We start from the raw sequence: 22783 nt of genomic DNA, 5'->3' as shown, positions 1-22783 counted from the left end.
ATCGACCATGACCGACTTCAACACCGACTTCGCGCGACTGGACTGGAGCAAGGGCGACGGCCTGCTGCCCGCGGTGGTGCAGCACTGGCTGACCGGCGAGGTGCTGATGCTCGGCTATATGAATGCCGAGGCTTTGGCGAAGACGCGGGATTCCGGCCAGGTCACGTTCTTCAGCCGCAGCAAGCAGCGTTTGTGGACCAAGGGCCAGAGCTCGGGACACGTGCTGGCGTTGAAGTCGCTGCGCGTGGATTGCGACGCAGACACGCTGCTGGTGCAGGCGGAACCGCAGGGACCGACTTGCCATCTCGGCACGTCGAGCTGCTTCGGCGAGCAGGTGGGGGTGGCGCCGCCGTTGGGCTTTCTGGCCGTGCTCGACCGGTTGGTGGAGCGGCGCCACGCTGAGCGCCCGGAGGGCAGCTACACCACGCGTCTGTTTGAGGGTGGTATTCGCCGTATGGCGCAGAAGGTGGGTGAGGAGGGGGTGGAGACCGCTCTCGCTGCGGTGGCGCAGGATGATGAGGCGTTGCTCGGCGAGGCCGCTGATCTGGTGTTCCACTTGATGGTGGTGCTGCGCGCGCGTGGCCTCGGCATGCGTGAGGTGTGCCGTGTGCTGGAGGCGCGGCATAGCCAGCGCCACTAAGGGGTTGGTGGAGTCCTTGCTCGTCATCCCGGCGTAGGCCGGGATCCAGTAGCGACTAGGTGTGGTTGTCGCGATTTGGCCGCTTATGCAGCGGGCATTCCGTGCGCCTGCCGGCGCCCGGGTCACTTTCTCTTTGCTGGCCCAAAGAGAAAGTAACCAAAGAGAAATGGCCTAAGAGCCACTGCTCGCGACGCGACTAGAAGGAGCAGTGGGCGGCTGCGGTAACCTGATTAACCTGGGTCTACACGAAACGACAGTGCGTTTACGTAGCGGGTGCTTCAACGTGCCGTTGCCGAGAGGATGTTCAAGAACTGAGGCTGGCTTTGGTTCTTCGTTCCTGCCTACCTCACGCTTTCATCCCTCTCCCCTCCGGGGAGAGGGCAGGGTGAGGGGCCGGGCGGAGCGCAAGGCCAAATCTTGCCGGCGTAGGTTGGGGTGAGCCGCAGGCGAACCCCAACACCCGCACCTTCACGCGCTTCGCCACGTTGGGGTTCGCTACGCTCACCCCAACCTACGCCAGCGTCGCGGGGTGTAACGCTGCGCTCCGCCCGAACCCTCATCCGGTTGCCGCCACCTTCTCCCGGAGGGAGAAGGATTCGTACTGGGAGGTTGAGGTAACAGGCAGCTCAAAAGCTGGCCTCAGTTCTTGAACATCCTCTCGGCCACGGCACGTTGAAGCAGCCGTTACGTAAACGCACTGATGTTTCGTGTAGACCCAGGTTAATCAGGTTACCGCAGCCGTCCACTGCTCCTTCTAGTCGCGTCGCGAGCCTTTGCTCTAAGGCTATTTCTCTTTGGTTACTTTCTCTTTGAGCCAGCAAAGAGAAAGTGACTCGGGCGCCGGCAGGCGTCCGAAATGCCCGCTGCATAAGCGGCCAAATCGCGTCACCGCGAAAATCAAACGATACCGTTACTGGATCCCGGCCTGCGCCGGGATGACGAGCAAGAAGGGCGAGCTACCGCGCCGCAGGCGGCACATCCCCATGCGATGGCTCAAACGCCACCGCCGCCCCAGGCTTCACATGCCCGCGCCAGCGCGCAAGCTGGTCCGCAATACCGGCGCCCACGTCGATCTGCGGCTCCGACGGCGTCAGGTGATCGCGCGTCTCCCACTGCGCGATCTCCCCCTTCGCCTGCTGGAACCCGGCAATAAAATCCGCCGTGCGATTCATCGCATCCACCAGCCACGCACGACCGAAATACGTGATGTCCGAATCGCTGCCGCAACCGAACGAACTGCGGTCGGCGCGCGCGGCGGTCAGCACCAGTGTGCCGGGGCCCTTCAGCGGCGGCACGAAACCGCCGGAGTAGCAGGCGTTCACCACCACCACTTTCCACTTGAACGGATGCTTGGCCAGGATGCCGGCCAGGTCCGGCGCGCCGATCTGGTCCAGCGGCAGCGGGTCCATGTCGACCAGCAGGTTGTGGTCCGGATCGCCGTGCGAGGTGAGATAGAGCACGAGGATGTCCTCGTTCTTGTTCATCACGCCCGACAGCGCATCGAGCGCGCTTTCGAGGTTGCTCCAGGTGGCCAGCGGGCGGGTTTCCAGCGTGTCGGGGCTGTTGGCCAGCAGCAGCGGATGCACGGTGGCGCCGAAGCGGTCGGCGAACAGCTTGCCGGCGTATTCCACTTCGTTGTGGAACACGTCCTCGCCGCCGTCGCCGGCAAAGGCCACCAGATAAAGATTCGGCGTGCCGGCCACGCGCGGCCCCAGCTTGGCGATGGCCTCGCGCAGCATGCGCGGCTGGGCATAGGCGACCTGCTCCGGCGTCGAGCCTTTTTCCGGCCAGCGGTCGGCTTCGTCTTCCGCGGCGGGGGCGGGCAGCTCGGCGGAGCTGGCCACGGCAGGCGCGGCCTTGGCGACTGTTGCCGCGGCAACCGGCAGGGCATCGTGATGCGCCGCCAGCGCGGGCGCGGCGCGGTGCACCAGCAAGGTGAGCAGCACGCCGGCGGCGAAGGCGAGCAGGGCGGTCAGGGCAATGCGCATGGCGGCAGACGCGAACTCAGGGCTGGATGGCGTCGAAATCGGTATAGGCGGGGTGGCGCGGCGCGGCCGGCACCGCGAGCGGCGGGCGCAGCAGCCAGGCGGTGTGGAAGCCGGCGGCCTTGGCGGCGTCCAGTTCCTCCACGATGTCCGACAGGAACAGCAGGTGCTCCGGCAGCTCGCCGATCGCCTCGGCGATCTTCGCGTAGGAAGCCTGCTCGCGCTTGGGGCCGGTCTCGGTATCGAAATAGCCGGCGAACAGCGGGGTGAGGTCGCCGGCTTCGCTGTAGCCGAACAGCAGCTTCTGCGCGGCCACCGAGCCGGAGGAATACACGTACAGGCGCAGGCCTTCGCCGCGCCATTCGCGCAGGCGGGCGGCCACTTCCGGATACATGTGCGAGCGGTATTCGCCGCTGGCGTAGCCGTCCTTCCAGATCATGCCCTGCAGCGCCTTCAGCGCGGTGGACTTGCGGTCCTCGTCGATCCAGCGCAGCAGCAGCTCGATGATCTCCTGGCGGCTGGCCTCGACCAGGCCGGCTTCTTTGGCCGCCTCGTGCAGCCAGTGCTGCACCTCGGGCGTGTCGACGTGGGTTTCCACGTAGGCCGGCAGGCGCTTGCGCGCATAGGGGAACAGCACGTCCTTGACGAAGCTGATCGAGCTGGTGGTGCCTTCGATGTCGGTGACGATGGCGCGGATGACGGTCATGCGGATAGCCGTGGAAGCGATGACGGAAACGCGGGCCCGTGCAGCCGGGCCCGGAGTGGCAAGCTTAGCCGCGCCGCCGGGGCGCGGAGCGGTTCAGGCGGCCGCCTTCCCCGAGGCGTGCGGCAGCATGCGCGGGAAGCGCTGGGCGATGTCCTCGCCGGTGAAGTTGGCGACCCAGCCTTCCTTGTTGGTGAACAGGCGGATCGCCACGAAGTAGGGCGCCTCGCTCATGTCGAACCAGTGGCGGGTGCCGTCGGGCACGCCGATCAGGTCGCCCTGTTCGCACAGCACGTCGTAGACCTTGCCGTCGATGTGCAGGGTGAACTGGCCGGCGCCGGCGACGAAGAAGCGCACTTCGTCCTCGCTGTGGGTGTGCTCGCTCAGGAACTTCTGGCGCAGCGCGGCGCGGTCCGGATGGTCGGGCTTCAGGCTGATGACGTCGACGGCCTGGTAGCCCTCGGTGTGCATCAGGCGGTCGATGTCGGCGCGGTAGGCGGCGATCACTTCGTCCTGGCTGGCGCCGGGGGCGATCGGCTGGCCGGCTTCCCACTGCTCGAAGCGCACGCCCACCCGGCCCAGCTCGCGCGCGATATCGGCGTGTTCGGTGTGGACGGCGAGCGGCGCGTCGGGGCGCTGGTCGTCGAAAATGCGCAGGCGGCTCATGCGGACAATCTCCTCAGATCGAGTTCGCAGCCCAGCAGGAATTCCAGGGCTTCCAGGTGGCGGCGGGTTTCCGCCATGTCCCTGCCCCAGGTGTAGATGCCGTGGCCGTTGATCAAGTAGGCGTGCAGCGGCTTGCCGCTGTCGAGCCAGGCATCGACCTGGGCCACCAGCTCGGGCATGTGCTGGGTGTTGGGGAACACCGGGATGTCCAGCACGGCGTCGTGGGTGGTCTCGCCGGCGATGGCCTTCTGCAGCTCCCAGCCCTGCAGCCGCACCACGCCCTCGTTCGCGAACAGGCGCGAGGCCACGCTTTGCGTGCGCGAGTGGGTGTGCAGCACCACGTTCATCGGCGGCAGGCGGCGGTAGATCTGCGTATGCAGTTCGGTTTCCGCACTGGGGCGCGCGGCGGTGCCGACGGCCTTGCCGTGCATGTCGATCAGCATGATGTCGGCGCGGCCGAGCTTGCCCTTGTCGCGGCCGGAGATGGTGATGGCCGCGTGCTCCGCGTCGATGCGCATGGAGAAGTTGCTGCTGGTGGCCGGCGTCCAGCCGGCGAGCGCGAGTTCGCGCGCGGCGTCGGCGATGGCGTCGGCGCGTTCGGCGAACAGTTCCGGCGCGATGGAGGAGGGAAGGACCTGGCTCATTGCGATATGGACGTCCAAATGGCAGGGGACTATAGCACGCCGGTCCGCACGCCCTTTTGACAGCCGCGGCGCCGAATGCGAGCCATTCTCATGGTGTTGTGCAGGCCGGGCGTACCATGGCCGCCGATTCGCCGCCCGGCGCGGCGCCATGTCCCCAAGACGGAGGTTGTCCCCAATGTCGAACGACAAAACACTCGAGTCCCGCCGCCAGTTCCTGAAGATCGCCGGCGGCACCGTCGCCGTCGCCGCGGTGATCGGCACGCTGCCGCGCGTGGCGCGCGCCGCCGACCTGCCGCATGTGAGCCCGGACGATCCGACCGCCAAGGCGCTGGGCTACGTCGAGGACGCGGGCACCACCAAGGACGCCAAGCACAAGGCCGGCGACGTGTGCGCCAATTGCCAGTTCTATTCCGGCGGCGCTTCGGGCTACGGCCCCTGCCAGCTGTTCCCGGGCAAGTCGGTGAATGCGAAGGGCTGGTGCGTGTCGCATTCCAAGAAAGCCTGAGCGATCGCGGCATGCATAAAGAGGCCGGCCCTGGTGCCGGCCTTTTTCTTTGCGCGGCGGACATGAAAAAACGCGCCGTAGCGCGTTTGAAGAGAGTGTCTGGAGGCATCCATCGGCGATCGGAGATCGAGCCGGAGAGAAGATGCAACCCGGACGCGTCAGGCCGAGGAGCTGACCCGCCTGACGCGCCGGGCGGCAATCCGGGGCCCACTGCCAAGTGATCTACCCACGGACGGCAGATGTTACTCCCCAAACCGCCGTTTGGGGCATCCGGGCGAAAAATTTTTCCCGAAAAAGTCTCGTTAAAACGAGAAAAAACAATAGCTTATGGCGTTATTCGTGACTGAGCATCAAAAATCCGCGTCGATTGCGCATTTCGCGGCAGTTCTGTTCAGTTGAGCACCATACGCTGATCTTTGGCGCCGTAGCCCGCCATTGGCGGGCGTTCGGCGGAGATCGCCTCAGGAGGCGCGGCGCAGGCGGCTGTGGCGCCGGCCGTAGCCGAAGTAGATGCACAGGCCGATCACCGTCCACGCGATCATCAGCAACCAGTTGAACCAGGCCATGAAGTACAGCAGGGCCAGGCAGCTGAGCACGCCGGCGGTGCAGACGAACCAGGCCGCCGGCACGCGGAACAGGCGCGGCAGTTCCGGCGAGGTGTAGCGCAGGATCAGCACGCCGGCGCAGACGGCCACGAAGGCGATCAGGGTGCCCATCGAGGTGAGGTCGGCCAGCAGGTCCAGCGGGAACACCGCGGCCAGGATGGCGATGCCCACCCCGGTGATCACCGTATTGAGATGCGGCGTGCGGTGCTTGGGATGGATGCGGTTGAACACCGGCGGCAGCAGGCCGTCGCGCGACATGATCATGAAGATGCGCGGCTGCGCGATGATCATCACCAGGATCACCGAGGACAGGCCGATCATCGCGCCGATCTCCACCACCAGGCGCAGCCAGCCCAGTTCCGGATGGTTGCGGATCGCGGTGACCACCGGCTCGCTGGTGCCCAGTTCGGTATACGGAATGAGGCCGGTGAGCACCGCCGCCATGGCCAGGTACAGCACGGTGCAGATCACCAGCGAGACCAGGGTGCCGAACGGCAGGTCCTTCTGCGGGTTCTTGCATTCCTGCGCGGCGGTGGAGGTGGCTTCGAAGCCGATGTAGGCGAAGAACACCATCGCCGCGCCGCGCATGATGCCGGACCAGCCGTACTTGCCCGGCTCCTGCTCGGCGGGAATGAAGGGATGCCAGTTGGCCGGATCGATATAGCGGTAGCCGGCCACCACCACCACGATGATCAGGCCGACCTTCAGCGCCACCATCAGCACGTTCAGGCCCGAGGATTCGCGGATGCCGACGTAGCACAGCCAGGTCAGCGCCAGCACGATCGCCACCGCCGGCAGGTTGAGCAGATGCCCGGTGGACACCAGGTGCCCGTCCTTGAACGCCAGCGGCGCCTCGGTCAGCGCCACCGGCAGGTGGATGCCGACGTGGTCGAGCAGGCTGGTGAAATAGCCGGTCCAGCTCGCCGCCACCGCGGAGGCGGAGATGCCGTACTCCAGCACCATGTTCCAGCCGATGAACCAGGCCACCAGTTCGCCTAGGGTGGCGTAGGCGTAGGAATACGAACTGCCGGAGATCGGGATCAGCGTGGCGAATTCCGCATAGCACAGCGCGGTGAAGCCGCTGCAGATCGCCGCCAGCATGAACGAGATCAGCACCGCCGGGCCCGCATGCTCCGCTGCCGCCTGTCCGGTCACCACGAAGATGCCGGTGCCGATCACCGCGCCGATGCCCAGGGCGGTAATGCCCCATTTGCCCAGGGTGCGGCGCAGGGCCGGCCCGCCGTGGCAGTCGTCGGCGTCGGAGAAATCGGTCTTGCGGGCGAGAAGCTGCTTGAGCATGCGTGGACCTGGGTGATGCGGGTGTCGGATCGGGCCGACTATAAAAGAGAAGGCCGGCGCGGAGCCGGCCCTCGGAGGCGGGATGGATCAGGCGGCCGGCTTGCGCAGCTTGCTGTGCGAATAGCCGTAGAGGAAGTAGATCGCCTGGCCGATCGCGATCCAGGCCAGCATCCAGCGCCAGTGCTCCAGGAAGGACTGCAGGAACAGCGCCATGCAGGCCAGCGCGCCGAGCGGGCAGACGATCCACGGCACCGGTACGCGGAAGGCGCGCGGCAGTTCCGGGCGGGTATAGCGCAGCACCAGCACGCCCACGCACACGGTGGCGAAGGCCAGCAGGGTGCCCATCGCCACCATCTCGCCCAGCACGCCGATGTTGAACAGGCCGCCCAGCGCGGCGGCGAGCACGCCGACCACCACGGTGCCGACGTGCGGCGTGCGGAACTTCTGGTGGATGCGGCCGAACACCGCCGGGATCAGGCCGTCGCGCGCCATCGAATAGAAGATGCGCGGCTGGCCCATCAGCATCACCAGCATCACCGAGCTCAGGCCCGTGACCGCGCCGATCACCACGATGATCTGCAGCCAGTGCAGGCTCGGGTAGTTGTCCAGCGCGGTGGACACCGGCTCGGGCGTGCCGAGCAGGCGGAAGTCGGCGATGCCGGTGAGGATGCCGGCGACGATGATGTACAGGATGGTGCACAGGATCAGCGAGCCGATGATGCCGATCGGCATGTCGCGCTGCGGGTTCTTCGCCTCGCCGGCCGCGGTGGAGACCGCGTCGAAGCCGATATAGGAGAAGAACACGATGGCGGCCGCGCGGCCCACGCCGGCCCAGCCGTACTTGGACGCGCCTTCGGAGGCCGGGATGAAGGGATGCCAGTTGTCCGGGTTGATGTACTTGGTGGCGAAGGCGATGAACAGCAGGATCACGGTGACCTTGATCGCCACGATGATCGAGTTGACGAAGGCCGACTGGGTGATGCCCACGTAGCACAGGCCGGTGATGGCGGCGATGATCGCCACCGCCGGCAGGTTGATGAACATGCCGGTGGCCTGGATATGTCCGTCGACCACCGTGAACGGCGCCGCGGCCAGGGTCTGCGGCAGGCTCACGTCCTGGCCGATCCAGCCGCTGATCAGGGCCAGCAGCTTGTTGAAATAGCCCGACCAGCCCGCCGCCACCGTGGCCACGGTGAACAGGTATTCCAGCACCAGGCTCCAGCCGACGAACCAGGCGACGTATTCGCCCAGCGTGGCGTAGGAATAGGAGTAAGCACTGCCGGACACCGGCAGCATCGCCGCGAACTCGGCGTAGCAGAGCGCGGCGAGGGCGCAGGCGATGCCGGCGAACACGAAGCTGAGCACGATCGCGGGGCCGGCATGCTGGGCCGCGGCCTGTCCGGTGATGACGAAGATGCCCGCGCCGATGATCGCGCCGATGCCCAGCAGGACCAGGTGCCGCGCGGTGAGCGCGCGCTTGAGGGTGGCCTCGCCGTGCGCGCCGCCCTCCGGCAGATCGGCGGACGCAGGCGAGATCTGCGTCGTCGCAAACAGGTTTTTCAGCATGGGTTCCCCCCTCCGGGAATGGCTGCTTGTAATTTTTCGGACGACTACCGAATGACTGGCCCTACGGGCTTGTCCGGCAAAGGATTTCGACGCCACGAGCTGGTTGCGCTCGGCGCGGAAGCACCGAACCTTAGCCGAGCCATGGGAGGGGTACAAGTCGCGCCGCAGCTACAATCGCAGGTTCATCCTATTCCTATGTGTCGCAAGTCATGCACGATCACCGCCAGGCTTTTTCCGCGCATTTGAACGGCTACGCGCAGGCCCATCCGGACGAGGGCGAAGTCGCCGCCCGCTTCGGCGAATTCCTGCGCTCGGCGCCGACGGTATTCGAGCGCACCCATGCGGTGGGGCATTTCACCGGCTCGGCCTGGCTGGTCAGCGCGGACGGCGCGCGGGTACTGCTCACCCATCACCGCAAGCTCGGCCGCTGGCTGCAGCTGGGCGGGCACGCCGACGGCGACCCCGATCTGGCCGGCGTGGCGCTGCGCGAGGCGGAGGAAGAATCCGGCCTGACCCAGCTGGCGGTGGAACCGCTGCCGTTCGACCTGGACTGCCACTGGATTCCCGAGCGCGCCGGCGAGCCGGGCCACTGGCATTACGACGTGCGCTACGTGGTGCGCGCCGGCGGCAGCGAGGCGTTCGCGGTGAGCGAGGAATCGCTGGCGCTGGCGTGGAAGCCGGTGGCGGAGATCGCGGGCGATGCTGCCGCGGACGAATCGCTGCGGCGCATGGCTAAGAAATGGCTCGGCAGGTTGGGGTGACAACCCCAACATCGTTACGCCGGCCGCGCCCTTGTGTTGGGGTTGTCACCCCAACCTACGCATATTGGGCCGGCGCGGGATGCACGGTGCCGCACTGCGTGCAGGTGCGCGCTTCGAGCGAACGGTAGAAGCGCTCGAACACCGGCGGGAAATCGCGCTCGATGCTTTCCAGCGCGAAATATTCCTCGAACAGCTTGTGGTTGCACTGCGGGCAGAACCACAGCAGGCCGTCCTTCTCGTCCGCCAGCCGGCGGCGCTCGATCACCAGGCCGATCGAGTCGGGCATGCGCTGCGGCGAATGCGGCACGCGCGGCGGCAGGTAGAACATCTGGCCGGCGCGGATCGGGATGTCGCGCGCGGCGCCGTCGTCCTGCACCTTCAGCACCATCTCGCCTTCGAGCTGGTAGAAGAATTCCGGGCCTTCGTCGTAGTGGTAGTCGGTGCGCGCGTTCGGGCCGCCGACGATCATCACGATGAAGTCGCCGTCGACGATGCACTTGTTGCCCACCGGCGGCTTGAGCAGGTGGCGGTGTTCGTCGATCCAGCGTTGCAGGTCCAGCGGTGGCGTCAGGGCCATGGTGGAAGGCTCGGATGAAGTCCGGCTAAGTTAGCACCGTTTCTTACACCGTCATCCCGGCGCAGGCCGGGATCCAGTAACCGGGCGCTGCATGCAAGCCTGAGCATCACCAGCTGCGGTCTTTGAGCTTCTCGCGACAACCAAACGGCAACGTTACTGGATCCCGGCCTGCGCCGGGATGACGGTGTCGCGAGTGCAGTGCGTTGAGGGTAAGGCTTACACCTCAAGCGTGGCGAGGTCGCCTTTCTCTTCCAGCCAAGCCTTGCGATCGCTGGCCCGCTTCTTCGCCAGCAGCATATCCATCAGCTTCGCCGTCCCCTCGCCATCCTCCACGGTCAGCTGCACCAGCCGGCGCGTATCCGGGTGGATGGTCGACTCGCGCAACTGTCCGGGGTTCATCTCGCCCAGGCCCTTGAAGCGGGTGGTGCTGACCTGGCCCTTCATCTTCTCGCGCTCGATGCGCTGGAGCATCGCGGCCTTCTCGTTCTCGTCCAGGCAGTAGAACACCTGCTTGCCCACGTCCACGCGGAACAGCGGCGGCATCGCCACGAACACGTGGCCCTCGCGCACCAGGGCGGGGAAGTGGCGCAGGAACAGCGCGCTGAGCAGGGTGGCGATGTGCAGGCCGTCGGAGTCGGCGTCGGCCAGGATGATCACCTTGCCGTAGCGCAGGCCGCTCAGGTCGTCCTTGCCCGGGTCGCAGCCGATCGCCACGGCCAGGTTGTGCACTTCCTCCGAGCCCAGCACCGAGCCGGATTCCACTTCCCAGGTGTTGAGGATCTTGCCGCGCAGCGGCAGGATCGCCTGGAAATCCTTGTCGCGCGCCTGCTTGGCGCTGCCGCCGGCGGAGTCGCCTTCGACCAGGAACAGCTCCGTGCGGCTCAGGTCCGTGGCGCTGCAGTCGGCCAGCTTGCCGGGCAGGGCGGGGCCCTGCGTGATCTTCTTGCGGATGACTTGCTTGGAGGCTTTCAGGCGCGCGCTGGCGCGCTCGATCGCCAGTTGCGCGATGCGCTCGCCCAGCTCCACGTTCTGGTTCAGCCACAGGCTGAAGGCGTCGTGCACCACGCCTTCCACCAGGGCGGCGGCGTTGCGCGAAGAGAGGCGCTCCTTGGTCTGGCCGGCGAACTGAGGATCCTGCAGCTTGGCAGACAGCACGAAGGACAAGCGTTCCCACACGTCTTCCGGCGCCAGCTTCACGCCGCGCGGCAGCAGGTTGCGGATGTCGCAGAACTCGCGCACCGCATTGGTCAGGCCGCTGCGCAGGCCGTTCACATGGGTGCCGCCCTGCGCGGTGGGAATCAGGTTGACGTAGCTCTCCTGTACCAGCTCGCCTTCCGGCAGCCAGGCCAGGGCCACGTCCAGGCCTTCGGTGTCGCGCTGCACGTGATGCACGAACAGCTCGGCCGGCAGCGTCTCGGCGCCTTCCAGCTCGCCGCGCAGGTAGTCGCGCAGGCCGTCCTCGTAGTGCCAGGACACCACTTCGCCGCTGGCCTCGTCGGTGAGCTTGACGTTGAGGCCCGCGCACAGCACGGCCTTGGCACGCAGCAGGTGCTTGAGCTTGGAGAGCAGGATCTTCGGCGAATCGAAGTACTTCGGGTCGGGCCAGAAGTGCACGGTGGTGCCGGTCTTCTTCTTCGGCACGCTGCCGATCACTTCCAGTGCACTGGCGCGGTCGCCGTGCTCGAAGGCCATGCGGTATTCGTTGCCGTCGCGGCGGATGGTCACTTCCACCCGGCTGGACAGCGCATTCACCACCGATACGCCCACGCCGTGCAGACCGCCGGAGAAGTTGTAGTTCTTGCCGGAGAACTTGCCGCCCGCATGCAGGCGCGTGAGGATCAGCTCCACGCCGGGAATGCCTTCCTCCGGATGGATGTCCACCGGCATGCCGCGGCCGTCGTCGCTGACCTGCACCGAGCCGTCGGTGTAGACGATCACCTCGATCGCGCTGGCGTGGCCGGCCAGGGCCTCGTCCACCGAGTTGTCGATGACTTCCTGCGCCAGGTGGTTCGGGCGGCTGGTGTCGGTGTACATGCCCGGCCGGCGCTTGACCGGGTCAAGGCCGGAGAGGACTTCAATGTCGGCGGCGTTGTAGCGACTGCTCATGCTCGGGGGTTCTGCCGGAAGTTAAGCGGGGAAAGCCGCGGGAGAATGGGGTGGCCGGCCAAGGAGGTCAAGCCAGTTTGCGCGTCACAGCGGTGCGCAATGGCGCTCCAGCCAGACCAGGTCGGCGCCTTCCAGCAGCGGGCTGAGCGCGGCGCGCACGCGGGCGTGGTAGTCGTCCAGCCAGGCGCGCTCCTCGGGGTTGAGCAGGCCCGGCTCCAGCGCGCGGCGGTCGAACGGGCACAGGGTCAGGGTCTCGAAGGCGTGGAATTCGCCGAACTCGGTCTGGTCGGCCTCGGCCACCACCGCCAGGTTCTCGTGGCGGATGCCATGCCGGCCCGGCTTGTACAGGCCCGGCTCGATCGAGCTGATCATGCCCGGCTCCAGCGCCACCAGCGGGCCGCTGGTCGGCGGCCGGATGCTCTGCGGCCCCTCGTGCACATTGAGGAAATAGCCCACGCCATGGCCGGTGCCGTGGCCGTAGTCCATGCCCGAGGCCCACAGCGGCGCACGCGCCAGCGCGTCCAGCTGCGGGCCGCTGGCGCCCTTCGGGAAGCGGGCGCGCGACAGCGCGATCAGGCCCTTCAGCACCAGGGTGGCGTCGCGGCGCTGCTCGGCGGTGGTCTCGCCCAGGGCCAGCACGCGGGTGACGTCGGTGGTGCCGCCCAGGTACTGGCCGCCGGAATCCACCAGCAGTAGGCCCTGCGGCCTGAGCGTGCTGTGGTGTTCGGGCGTGGCGCGGTAATGCGGCAGGGCGCCGTTGGCCTGGTAGCCGGCGATGGTGGCGAAGCTTTCGCCGACGAAGTCGGGCTGGGCCGAGCGCTCCTCGCGCAGCAGGGCGTGCACGTCCAGCTCGGTCTGGCGCATGCCGGCGGCGAGGCGTTCCTCCAGCCGGCGGAACGCGCGGGACAGGGCGGCGCCGTCGCGGCGCATCACCTCGCGCACGTGATCGAGCTCCGCCGCGCTCTTGCGCGCCTTCATCGGGGTGGACGGATTGGCCGCGTCGATCAGCTGCGCGGCCGGCGCGATCGCATCGGCCACGGCGCAGGCCACGCGGCCGGCATCCAGCAGCAGCCGGTCGCCTTCGCGCAGTTCGCCGAGCGCGTCGGTGACCGTGGCGTAGTCGGCGATGCGCACGCCGTCGGCGGCGAGCGCGCCGACCAGCGCGTCGGTGAGCTTGCCGCGGTCGACGAACAGCACGGCCGGGCCTTCCGCCGCCACCAGCAGGTGGGCGAGGAAAACCGGATTGCACTCCACGTCGCTGCCGCGCAGGTTGGTCAGCCAGGCCACGTCGTCCAGGCTGGAGACCAGGTGATGGCTGGCGCCAAGCTTGCGCATGGCGGTGCGCAGGCGCGCCAGCTTGTCGGCGCGGGCGATGCAGGCGTAGCGGATCGGGTGTTCGGTGACCGGCGCGGCGGGCAGGGGCGGGCGGTCGTTCCAGGCTTCGCCGGGCAGGTCCAGGTCGGTGCGCAGGCGCGCGCCGGTGCTTTCGAACTGGCGTTCGATGCGCGTGCGGCTGGACAGCGGCAGGCTGTCGCCGGCCACGGCCAGCACCTGGGACTCGTGCAATTGCTGGTGCAGCCATTCCTGCGGCTCGGGCACGTTGGCCGTGCGCTGGCGCATCAGTTCCACGCCGGTGCCGGCCAGTTCGCGCTCGGCCTGGGCGAAGTAGCGCGAATCGGTCCACAGCCCGGCCCAGTCCGCGGTCACCACCAGGGTGCCGGCCGAACCGGTGAAGCCGGACAGCCAGGTCCGCGCCTGCCAGTGGGCCGGCAGGTATTCGGACAGGTGCGGATCGGCGCTGGGGACGAGGCAGGCATCGACGCCGTGGCGGCGCATGGCCTGGCGCAACAGGGCGAGGCGGGAGGGAATGGGTTCGCTCATCCGTTCATGCTAGCAGTCGGATCGAGCCGATCCGCGCCCGATTCCGTGGAGCGCGGCTCGATGAACCGCCGGAGGAATTTTCAACGTAGCGCTCGCGGCCCGGAGCGACCTCCGCTAAAATGCCGATTTCCAGCACGGCTGCATCCCATGACCCCCCTGATTTTCGTCACCGGCGGTGTGGTGTCCTCGCTTGGCAAGGGCATCGCCGCGGCGTCGCTGGCTTCCATTCTGGAAGCGCGTGGCCTCTCGGTCACCATGATGAAGCTCGACCCGTACATCAACGTCGACCCCGGCACGATGAGCCCCTTCCAGCACGGCGAGGTCTACGTCACCGACGACGGCGCCGAGACCGACCTGGACCTGGGCCACTACGAGCGCTTCGTCCACACCCGCCTCACCGGCAAGAACTCCATCACCACCGGCAAGATCTACGAGTCGGTGATCCGCAAGGAGCGCCGCGGCGACTACCTCGGCGCCACCGTGCAGGTGATTCCGCACATCACCGACGAGATCAAGCACTGCATCCACGAGGCCACCCGCGGCTTCGACGTGGCCCTGGTGGAGATCGGCGGCACGGTGGGCGACATCGAGTCGCTGCCGTTCCTGGAGGCGATCCGCCAGCTGCGCATCGAGCACGGTCCGGAGAAGTGCCTGTTCATGCACCTCACCCTGGTGCCGTACATCAAGGCCGCCGGCGAGATCAAGACCAAGCCCACCCAGCACTCGGTGAAGGAACTGCGCTCGATCGGCATCCAGCCGGACGTGCTGCTGTGCCGCTGCGAGCAGCCGCTGCCCGACGGCGAGCGCCGCAAGATCGCCCTGTTCACCAACGTGCCGGAGCACGCGGTGATCAGCGCCACCGACGTGGACATCATCTACAAGCAGCCGCTGTGGCTGCACAAGCAGGGCCTGGACGAGATCGTGGTCAAGCGCCTGGGCCTCGACGCCGGCCCGGCCGACCTTTCCGCCTGGCAGCGCACCGTGGAAGCGGTGGAGCATCCCAAGGACGAGGTCAACGTGGCCATCGTCGGCAAGTACGTCGAGCACAAGGACGCCTACAAGTCGCTGGGCGAAGCCCTGCGCCACGGCGGCATCAAGCAGCAGACCCGGGTGAACCTGCAGTGGGTCGATTCCGAGCAGGTGGAAGCCGAGGGCGCGGCCAAGGTACTGGGCGGCGTCGACGCCATCCTGGTGCCGGGCGGCTTCGGCAAGCGCGGCTTCGAAGGCAAGGTGCTGGCCGCCAAATACGCCCGCGAGCACGGCGTGCCGTACTTCGGCATCTGCTACGGCATGCACGCCGCGGTGGTGGATTTCGCCCGCCACGTGGCCGGCCACGCCGACGCCGATTCCAGCGAGAACGACCGCAACACGCCCAACCCGGTAATCGCGCTGATCACCGAGTGGACCACCGCCGCCGGCGAAGTGGAAACCCGCACCGAGCGCTCGGACCTCGGCGGCACCATGCGCCTGGGCGCGCAGGAATGCCGGCTCAAGGCCGGCACCCTGGCGCGCGAGCTGTACGGCCAGGAAGTGGTGCGCGAGCGCCATCGCCACCGCTACGAGTTCAACAACCGCTACCGCCAGTCGTTCGAAGACCTGGGGCTGGTGATCTCCGGCAAGTCGATGGACGACCTGCTGGTGGAGATCGTCGAGCTGCCGCAGCAGCAGCACCCGTGGTTCCTCGGCTGCCAGGCGCATCCGGAATTCACCTCCACGCCGCGCGATGGCCACCCGCTGTTCATCGGCTTCGTGAGCGCCGCGCGCGAGCACAAGGCGGTGCGCGAAGGCGAGCGCCTGGCCTCGGCAACCACCCCGAACACCAGGGAGAACGTCGCATGAAGTTGTGCGGTTTCGAGGTCGGCCAGGACCAGCCGCTGTTCCTGATCGCCGGCCCCTGCGTGGTCGAGTCGGAGCAGCTGCAGGTGGACACCGCCGGCAAGCTCAAGGAAATCACCGGCCGGCTCGGCATCAACTTCATCTTCAAGTCCAGCTTCGACAAGGCCAACCGTTCCTCCGGCAGCAGCTTCCGCGGGCTGGGCATGGAAGAGGGCCTGCGCATCCTGGGCGAAGTGAAGCGCCAGGTCGGCGTGCCGGTGCTCACCGACGTGCACGAATACACCCCGTTCGCCGAAGTCGCCGCGGTGGTCGACGTGCTGCAGACGCCGGCCTTCCTGTGCCGCCAGACCGATTTCATCCAGGCGGTGGCGCGCGCCGGCAAGCCGGTGAACATCAAGAAGGGCCAGTTCCTGGCGCCGTGGGACATGAAGAACGTCGTGGACAAGGCCAAGGCCGTGGGCAACGACGACATCCTGGTGTGCGAGCGCGGCGCCAGCTTCGGCTACAACAACCTGGTGTCGGACATGCGCTCGCTCGCGGTGATGCGCGACACCGGCTGCCCGGTGGTGTTCGACGCCACCCACTCGGTGCAGCTGCCCGGCGGCCAGGGCACCAGCTCCGGCGGCCAGCGCGAATTCGTGCCGGTGCTGGCGCGCGCGGCGATCGCCGTGGGCGTGGCCGGCCTGTTCGCCGAGACCCATCCGGATCCCTCCAAGGCATTGAGCGACGGCCCCAACGCCTGGCCGCTCGGCAAGATGGAAGCGCTGCTGGAAACCCTGATGGAGCTGGATGCCGTGACCAAGCGGCATGGCTTCCTCGAACAGACGCTTTGATCCTTCAAGTTTCATTCCCCGCTTTAGTTCGTCCCCTTCGCCCTTTCTGGACAGGAACTGCATGAGCACCGACATCACCCGCATCCACGCCCGCGAAATCCTCGACTCCCGCGGCAATCCCACGCTCGAAGCGGAAGTGACCCTGGCCGGCGGCGGCTTCGGCCGCGCGGCGGTGCCGAGCGGCGCCTCCACGGGTACCCGCGAAGCGGTGGAGCTGCGTGACGGCGACAAGTCGCGCTATCTGGGCAAGGGTGTGAAGAACGCGGTGGGCAACGTCAACGGCGCCATCGCCGGTGCGCTCAAGGGTTTCGACGCGGCCGACCAGAAGGGCCTGGACGCCAGGCTGATCGCGCTCGACGGCACGCCGAACAAGGGCAAGCTCGGCGCCAACGCCATCCTCGGCGTGTCGATGGCCGCCGCGCACGCGGTGGCCGCGCAGCAGGGCCGCCCGCTGTGGCAGTACCTGGCCACCATCAACGGCACCACCGGCAAGCCCGGCGCGCTGCCGGTGCCGATGATGAACATCATCAACGGTGGCGCGCATGCCGATAACAACGTCGACGTGCAGGAATTCATGGTGCTGCCGGTCGGCCTGCCCAGCTTCGCCGAGGCGCTGCGCGCCGGCACCGAGATCTTCCACGCGCTCAAGAGCGTGCTGAAGGGCAAGGGCCTGAACACGGCGGTGGGCGACGAGGGCGGCTTCGCGCCGAACCTGCGCTCGAACATCGAGGCGCTGGACACCATTCTCGAAGCGGTCAACCACACCGGCTACAAGATCGGCAGCGACATCCTGCTCGGCCTGGACGTGGCCAGCTCCGAGTTCTTCAAGGACGGCAAGTACGACCTGGAAGGCGAGGGCAAGGTCTACACGCCCGCGCAGTTCGTCGACCTGCTCGCCAGCTGGGCGAAGCAGTACCCGATCGTCACCATCGAGGACGGCATGGCCGAAGGCGACTGGGACGGCTGGAAGCTGCTCACCGACAGCATCGGCAAGCAGGTGCAGCTGGTCGGCGACGACCTGTTCGTGACCAATCCGGCGATCTTCCGCGAAGGCATCGACAAGCACATCGCCAATGCCATCCTGATCAAGGTCAACCAGATCGGCACGCTGTCGGAAACGCTGGAAGCCATCGCCATGGCCGACGCCGCCAAGTACGCCGCGATCGTGTCGCACCGCTCGGGCGAGACGGAGGACACCACCATCTCCGACATCGCCGTGGCCACCACCGCCACGCAGATCAAGACCGGTTCGCTGTGCCGCACTGATCGCGTGGCCAAGTACAACCAGCTGCTGCGCATCGAGGAACAGCTCGGCGCCGCCGCGCAGTACGCCGGCCGCAACGCGTTCCCGAGCCTGGCCAGGCTGCCGGGCTGAGGGAGCGAAGTCCACGGCCATGCTGCGCTGGATCGCCCTCATCCTGCTGCTCGTGCTGATCGGTCTGCAGGTGAAACTGTGGACCGGCAACGGCGGCGTGCACGAGGTGGAAACCCTGCGCGCCGCGGTGAAGAAGCAGACCGAGGACAACCAGCGCCTGCTCCAGCGCAACCAGGCGCTGGGCGCGGACGTGGACGATCTCAAGCACGGCGAACAGGCGGTCGAGGCGCGCGCGCGCGGCGAACTGGGCCTGATCAAGCCGGGCGAGACCTTCTACCAGGTGGTCGAGCAGCCGGGCGCCGCCGCCAGCGCGGCACCGGCGCCCGCCGCCAGCAGCGGCGGACACTGACATGGCTTCCCTGTGGTGCGTGGTGCCGGCCGCCGGGCGCGGCGCCCGGGTCGGTGGCGACATTCCCAAGCAGTACCTGCCGCTCGCCGGCCGGCCGCTGATCGAACACACGCTGGCGCGGCTGGCCACGCATCCGCGCATTGCCGGCGTGATGGTGGTGCTGGGCGCGGGCGACGACCGCTGGCCCGGCCTGGGGCGCATCGGCGGCAAGCCGGTGCTGACCACGCTCGGCGGCGCCGAGCGCTGCGATTCGGTGCTGGCCGGCCTGGATGCCTTGCCGGCCGAAGTGAAACCCGACGATTTCGTGCTGGTGCACGACGCCGCGCGCCCCTGCGTGCGCGCGGCCGACATCGCCCGGCTGATCGAGCTGGCTGTGCCGGCCGGCGGCGGCCTGCTCGGCGCGCCGCTGCGCGACACGCTCAAGCGTGCCGACGCCGCGCACCGCAGCGTGGCGACCGAGCCGCGCGAGGAACGCTGGCGCGCCTTCACTCCGCAGCTGTTCCGCCGCGCCGAACTGGCCGTGGCCCTGCGCGCGGCGGCGGCGGGCGGCTTCAAGCCCAGCGACGAGGCGATGGCGATGGAGCGCGCGGGCCATGCCCCGTTGCTCGTCGAAGGCGCCGAGGACAATATCAAGGTGACCACGGCCGCCGATTTCGCGCTGGCCGAGTTTCTTCTGGACAGGACGGCGTGAGGGCGCGCGCATGATGCGGATCGGCCAGGGCTTCGACGTGCACGCCTTCGGCGACGGCGACCATGTGATGCTCGGCGGCGTGCGCGTGCCGCACAGCCGCGGCGTGGTGGCGCATTCCGATGGCGACGTGGTGATCCACGCGCTGTGCGACGCCATCTTCGGCGCGCTGGCGCTGGGCGATATCGGCCGGCATTTCCCGCCTTCGCAGGAGCGCTGGCGCGGCGCCGAGAGCCGGCTGTTCCTGCGCCACGCCTACACGCTCATGCGCGAGCGCGGCTACGCGATCGGCAACGTCGACGTGACGGTGATCTGCGAAGCGCCCAAGGTCGGCCCGCACGCGCAGGCCATGCGCGAGCTGCTGGCCGAAGACCTGCATTGCGAGGTCGACCGCGTGAGCATCAAGGCCACTACCACCGAGAAGCTCGGCTTCACGGGCCGCGGCGAGGGCATCGCCGCGCAGGCCTGCGCGCTGCTGGTGCTGGCGTGAGCGAGGCCGAGGCCCGCGGCTCCGCCGGCCGGCTGCACGAGCAGCTGGAGCGCATCAACGAACTGCTGCGCCGGCACAAGCTGGTGGAGCAGGTGGCGCACGCGCAGCACGGTCCGCACCAGGAGCTGGTCGACAACCTGCTGCACCGCCAGCACCTGTCGGAACTGCAGCGCCAGCTCGACGTCCTGCATCCGGCCGACATCGCCTACGTCCTCGAAGCCCTCCCGCTGGAAGACCGCCTTGCCGTCTGGCAGCTGGTGAAGGCCGACCGCGACGGCGAGATCCTGCTCGAAGTCTCCGACGCCGTCCGCGAATCGCTGATCGCCGACATGGACCAGCGCGAGATCCTCGCCGCGGTCGAGCCGCTGGAAGCGGACGAGCTGGCAGACCTGGTGGAAGACCTGCCCACCGAAGTGCTGCCCGAGCTGATGGCCAGCCTCGACGCGCAGCAGCGCGAGCAGCTGCAGTCGGCGCTGTCCTGGGCCGACGACCAGGTCGGCGCGCTGATGGACTTCGAGATGGTCACCATCCGCGAGGACGTCAGCCTGGAAACGGTGCTGCGCTATCTGCGCCGCTTCGACGAGCTGCCCGCGCAGACCGACAAGCTGTTCGTGGTGAACCACGACAACCTGCTCACCGGCGTGCTGCCGATCCACTGGCTGCTGGTCAATTCGCCGGAAAAAATGGTGAGCGAGGTGATGGCGCCGGACGTCAACACCTTCCACCCGGCCGACGACGCCTACGAAACCGCGCAGGCCTTCGAGCGCTACGACCTGGTCACCGCGCCGGTGGTGGACGACAACAGCCACCTGATCGGCCGCATCACCATCGACGCCATGGTCGACGTGATCCGCGAGGAAGGCGAGAGCGAGGCGCTGAGCCGCGGCGGCCTGCGCGAGGAAGAAGACATCTTCGCCTCGGTGTGGAAATCGGTGCGCAACCGCTGGACCTGGCTGGCGATCAACCTGGTCACGGCATTCATCGCCTCGCGCGTGATCGGCCTGTTCGAAGGTTCGATCCAGAAGCTGGTGGCGCTGGCCACCCTGATGCCGATCGTGGCCGGCATCGGCGGCAATTCCGGCAACCAGACCATCACCATGATCGTGCGCGCGCTGGCGCTGGACCAGATCACGCCCGCCAGCGCCAAGCGGCTATGGCGCAAGGAGATGGGCGTGGCGCTGGCCAACGGCCTGGTCTGGGGCGGCGTGATCGGCCTGGTGGCGTGGGCGCTGTACGGGCATCTGGCGCTGGGCCTGGTGATGACCGCGGCGATGACGCTCAACCTGCTGCTGGCGGCGTTCTGCGGCGTGGGCATCCCTATGCTGATGGCGCGCCGCGGGCGCGATCCGGCACTGGGTTCGAGCGTGCTGATCACGGCGATGACCGACAGCGGCGGCTTTTTTATTTTCCTCGGGCTGGCCACGGTGTTCCTGGTCTGACGCGTTTTCTTTTTTCGGTATCCATTCGATGAGCGATCTTCCCTACGCCCATGGCACCCCGCCGCTGAGCGCCCAGTTGCGCAGCACGCCCGAGGATTTCCGCGTGGAGGAGATCCTCGGCTACGAAGCCGACGGCGAAGGCGAGCACGCGCTGCTGCTGGTGGAAAAGCGCGGCGCCACTACCGACTGGGTGGCGCGCGAGCTGGCGAACTACGCGGGCGTGCCGCAGGTGGCCGTGGGCTATGCGGGCCTGAAGGACCGTCACGCGGTCACGCGCCAGGCCTTCTCGGTGCAGCTGGCCGGCAAGCCCGATCCGGACTGGTCGGCGTTTCCGCATGCGGACGTGCAGGTGCTGTCGGCCGCGCGGCACAAGCGCAAGCTCAAGCGCGGCGCGCTGCGCGGCAACCGCTTCGTGCTGGTGCTGCGCCAGGTGCAGGGCGACCGCGCGCGTGCGGAGGAAGTGCTGGAGCGCATCGCCGCGCGCGGCGTGCCGAATTATTTCGGCGAGCAGCGCTTCGGCCGCGGCGGCGGCAATGTGGAGCAGGCGCGCGCGATGTTCGCCGGGCGCCGGGTGGACCGCGACAAGCGCCAGTTCCTGCTGTCCGCCGCGCGCTCGCACCTGTTCAACGAAGTGCTGGCCGCGCGCGTGGAGCGCGATGCCTGGGATAAGCCGCTGGACGGCGAGCTGTGGTCGCTGGCCGGCAGCCGTTCGTGGTTCGGGCCGGAGCCGTTCGACGGCGTGCTGGCCGAGCGGCTGGCGCGCGGCGACATCCATCCGTCCGGGCCGCTGTGGGGGCAGGGCGAGACGCCGGCGGGCGGTGAATTGGCTGAACTGGAAAGTGCGATGGCCGCGGCGAATGCGGATCTCGTCGCGGGGCTGGTGGCCGCGCGGATGGACCAGGAACGCCGCCCGCTGCGGCTCATTCCCGATCAGCTGCGCTGGCAGTGGCTGGGCGAGGATGCGCTGGAACTGACGTTCGGCTTGCCGGCCGGTGCGTATGCCACCGTAGTAGTGCGCGAACTCGCCACAACCTAACCCCCTCTCCCCTCCGGGGAGAGGGCTGGGGTGAGGGGCCGGGCGGAGCGGTGAGCGGAAGGTCGGGAAAGCCTAAGAGCTTTTCTTCACTTCGTAGACAAACTGTCGCTAGAGCGACCCCTCATCTGCCTGCCGGCATCTTCTCCCCGGAGGGGAGAAGAGTTCAGTCCTTCAGCAATACGACCACGGCACCCGTGCCGCCCTGCATCGGCCGTGCCGAAGCAAACGCGATCACGTCGTCCCGCCGCCGCAGGAGGCGGTCCGTCAGCACCTTCAGCACCGGCCCGGCGCTTTTCGAGCGCAGGCCCTTGCCATGCACGATGCGCACGCAGCGGAAGCCGCGCTCGTGCGCCTCGGCGAGGAAGTCGGCGATGGTCGCGGTGGCCGCCGCGGCATTCATCTGGTGCAGGTCGATGTCGTCCTGCACGCTGAACTGGCCGCGCTTGAGCTGGCGCAGCAGTTTCGGCGGATAGCCGTCGCGCAGGTAGCTGAGCTCCTCGCCGACCTCCATGAGACCGGGATCGAAGGCCATGTCGAGCAATTCGCCCGGCACCGCGGCTTCGTCCGCTTCCAGCATGTGCGCGCGCGGCTCGGGACGGGGCGCGGCCGGTGCCGGCTCGGCGGGGTCGAGACGGCGGACTTCGCCGATCGCCTCGCGGAACAGGCGCGCGTCGTCGTCGTTCACGGTGGGCGGGCGGCGTTTCATCGCGACATCGTAGACCAGGACACGGTGCAACCGGGACGTGACATCGTCGGCGATGAAACCCCTGGCCCGCTCGGGTAGACTTCCGCGTATCGC

The 22783-nt window shown here is 67.9% G+C and carries 21 protein-coding genes; 11 read left to right on the top strand and 10 right to left on the bottom strand.

What is annotated here, in order from left to right; translation table 11 throughout:
* The first annotated feature begins 7 nt into the window (after nt 1–7).
* Entirely contained in the window at nt 8–640 is a 633-nt protein-coding gene (gene hisIE / locus FHW85_RS05565; protein WP_168647607.1) for a bifunctional phosphoribosyl-AMP cyclohydrolase/phosphoribosyl-ATP diphosphatase HisIE, read from the top strand.
* Between the two features lie 956 nt (nt 641–1596).
* On the opposite strand, the gene FHW85_RS05560 is transcribed toward hisIE, so the two are convergent.
* From FHW85_RS05560 to FHW85_RS05545, 4 genes are all read right to left on the bottom strand, one after another.
* Nucleotides 1597–2628, bottom strand: coding sequence for a C13 family peptidase (locus FHW85_RS05560; RefSeq protein WP_168647606.1), 1032 nt, complete (start codon nt 2626–2628; stop codon nt 1597–1599).
* 16 nt (nt 2629–2644) lie between these two features.
* Nucleotides 2645–3331, bottom strand: a complete 687-nt coding sequence (gene mtnC / locus FHW85_RS05555; protein WP_167257489.1) for an acireductone synthase — start codon at nt 3329–3331, stop codon at nt 2645–2647.
* A gap of 93 nt (nt 3332–3424) precedes the next feature.
* Entirely contained in the window at nt 3425–3994 is a 570-nt protein-coding gene (locus FHW85_RS05550) for an acireductone dioxygenase (protein WP_167257490.1), read from the bottom strand.
* On the bottom strand, nt 3991–4638 hold the full coding sequence (locus FHW85_RS05545; protein WP_168647605.1) for a methylthioribulose 1-phosphate dehydratase: 648 nt from the start codon (nt 4636–4638) through the stop codon (nt 3991–3993). The genes FHW85_RS05550 and FHW85_RS05545 overlap by 4 nt, the downstream gene beginning before the upstream one ends.
* 175 nt (nt 4639–4813) lie before the next feature.
* On the opposite strand from FHW85_RS05545, the gene FHW85_RS05540 reads away from it, so the two are divergent.
* On the top strand, nt 4814–5143 hold the full coding sequence (locus FHW85_RS05540; RefSeq protein WP_168647604.1) for a high-potential iron-sulfur protein: 330 nt from the start codon (nt 4814–4816) through the stop codon (nt 5141–5143).
* A gap of 461 nt (nt 5144–5604) precedes the next feature.
* Here FHW85_RS05540 and FHW85_RS05535 read toward each other — a convergent pair whose 3' ends face one another.
* Nucleotides 5605–7047, bottom strand: a complete 1443-nt coding sequence (locus FHW85_RS05535) for an amino acid permease (RefSeq protein ID WP_167257493.1) — start codon at nt 7045–7047, stop codon at nt 5605–5607.
* An 87-nt stretch (nt 7048–7134) separates the two neighbouring features.
* Nucleotides 7135–8613 carry an amino acid permease gene (locus tag FHW85_RS05530; RefSeq protein WP_167257494.1) on the bottom strand — a complete coding sequence of 493 codons (1479 nt, stop codon included), beginning with the start codon at nt 8611–8613 and terminating at the stop codon, nt 7135–7137.
* Nucleotides 8614–8822: 209 nt separating this feature from the next.
* Here FHW85_RS05530 and FHW85_RS05525 point away from each other — a divergent pair, with 209 nt between their 5' ends.
* The gene (locus FHW85_RS05525) at nt 8823–9374 is read left to right on the top strand and encodes an NUDIX hydrolase (RefSeq protein WP_168647603.1); all 552 of its coding nucleotides are present in this window, start codon (nt 8823–8825) and stop codon (nt 9372–9374) included.
* A gap of 55 nt (nt 9375–9429) precedes the next feature.
* Here the strand turns inward: FHW85_RS05525 and FHW85_RS05520 are convergent, their stop codons facing one another.
* The 3 genes from FHW85_RS05520 to FHW85_RS05510 form a co-directional block, all read right to left on the bottom strand.
* On the bottom strand, nt 9430–9951 hold the full coding sequence (locus FHW85_RS05520) for a 3-hydroxyanthranilate 3,4-dioxygenase (protein WP_168647602.1): 522 nt from the start codon (nt 9949–9951) through the stop codon (nt 9430–9432).
* A 216-nt stretch (nt 9952–10167) separates the two neighbouring features.
* On the bottom strand, nt 10168–12057 hold the full coding sequence (gene parE, locus FHW85_RS05515) for a DNA topoisomerase IV subunit B (RefSeq protein ID WP_168647601.1): 1890 nt from the start codon (nt 12055–12057) through the stop codon (nt 10168–10170).
* Nucleotides 12058–12141: 84 nt separating this feature from the next.
* Nucleotides 12142–13938, bottom strand: coding sequence for an aminopeptidase P family protein (locus FHW85_RS05510; RefSeq protein WP_168647600.1), 1797 nt, complete (start codon nt 13936–13938; stop codon nt 12142–12144).
* A 147-nt stretch (nt 13939–14085) separates the two neighbouring features.
* Here FHW85_RS05510 and FHW85_RS05505 point away from each other — a divergent pair, with 147 nt between their 5' ends.
* From FHW85_RS05505 to truD, 8 genes are all read left to right on the top strand, one after another.
* Nucleotides 14086–15777, top strand: coding sequence for a CTP synthase (locus FHW85_RS05505; RefSeq protein WP_167257499.1), 1692 nt, complete (start codon nt 14086–14088; stop codon nt 15775–15777).
* On the top strand, nt 15774–16607 hold the full coding sequence (kdsA, locus tag FHW85_RS05500) for a 3-deoxy-8-phosphooctulonate synthase (RefSeq protein ID WP_167257500.1): 834 nt from the start codon (nt 15774–15776) through the stop codon (nt 16605–16607). The genes FHW85_RS05505 and kdsA overlap by 4 nt, the downstream gene beginning before the upstream one ends.
* A 61-nt stretch (nt 16608–16668) precedes the next feature.
* The gene (gene eno / locus FHW85_RS05495; protein WP_167257501.1) at nt 16669–17982 is read left to right on the top strand and encodes a phosphopyruvate hydratase; all 1314 of its coding nucleotides are present in this window, start codon (nt 16669–16671) and stop codon (nt 17980–17982) included.
* 19 nt (nt 17983–18001) lie between these two features.
* A complete protein-coding gene (gene ftsB / locus FHW85_RS05490; RefSeq protein ID WP_167257502.1) occupies nt 18002–18331 on the top strand; it encodes a cell division protein FtsB in 330 nt (109 codons plus the stop codon).
* A gap of 1 nt (nt 18332) precedes the next feature.
* Complete coding sequence (gene ispD / locus FHW85_RS05485) at nt 18333–19022, top strand: 2-C-methyl-D-erythritol 4-phosphate cytidylyltransferase (protein WP_168647599.1); 690 nt, start codon at nt 18333–18335, stop codon at nt 19020–19022.
* Between the two features lie 13 nt (nt 19023–19035).
* The gene (gene ispF, locus FHW85_RS05480) at nt 19036–19509 is read left to right on the top strand and encodes a 2-C-methyl-D-erythritol 2,4-cyclodiphosphate synthase (RefSeq protein ID WP_167257621.1); all 474 of its coding nucleotides are present in this window, start codon (nt 19036–19038) and stop codon (nt 19507–19509) included.
* Nucleotides 19506–20948: a magnesium transporter gene (gene mgtE, locus FHW85_RS05475; RefSeq protein ID WP_167257504.1), complete on the top strand. Its 1443-nt coding sequence runs from the start codon at nt 19506–19508 to the stop codon at nt 20946–20948. Before ispF ends, mgtE begins: the two co-directional genes overlap by 4 nt.
* Nucleotides 20949–20976: 28 nt before the next feature.
* A complete protein-coding gene (gene truD / locus FHW85_RS05470; RefSeq protein ID WP_168647598.1) occupies nt 20977–21984 on the top strand; it encodes a tRNA pseudouridine(13) synthase TruD in 1008 nt (335 codons plus the stop codon).
* A 163-nt stretch (nt 21985–22147) separates the two neighbouring features.
* Here truD and FHW85_RS05465 read toward each other — a convergent pair whose 3' ends face one another.
* Complete coding sequence (locus FHW85_RS05465; protein ID WP_167257506.1) at nt 22148–22690, bottom strand: Smr/MutS family protein; 543 nt, start codon at nt 22688–22690, stop codon at nt 22148–22150.
* Nucleotides 22691–22783: the final 93 nt, after the last annotated feature.

Origin of the sequence: Dyella sp. SG609, assembly GCF_012275375.1 — a bacterium.
Taxonomy (GTDB): Bacteria; Pseudomonadota; Gammaproteobacteria; order Xanthomonadales; family Rhodanobacteraceae; genus Dyella_D; species Dyella_D marensis.
Note: the sequence above shows the minus strand (reverse complement) of the source record. Positions and strands in the feature narration are given on the sequence as shown.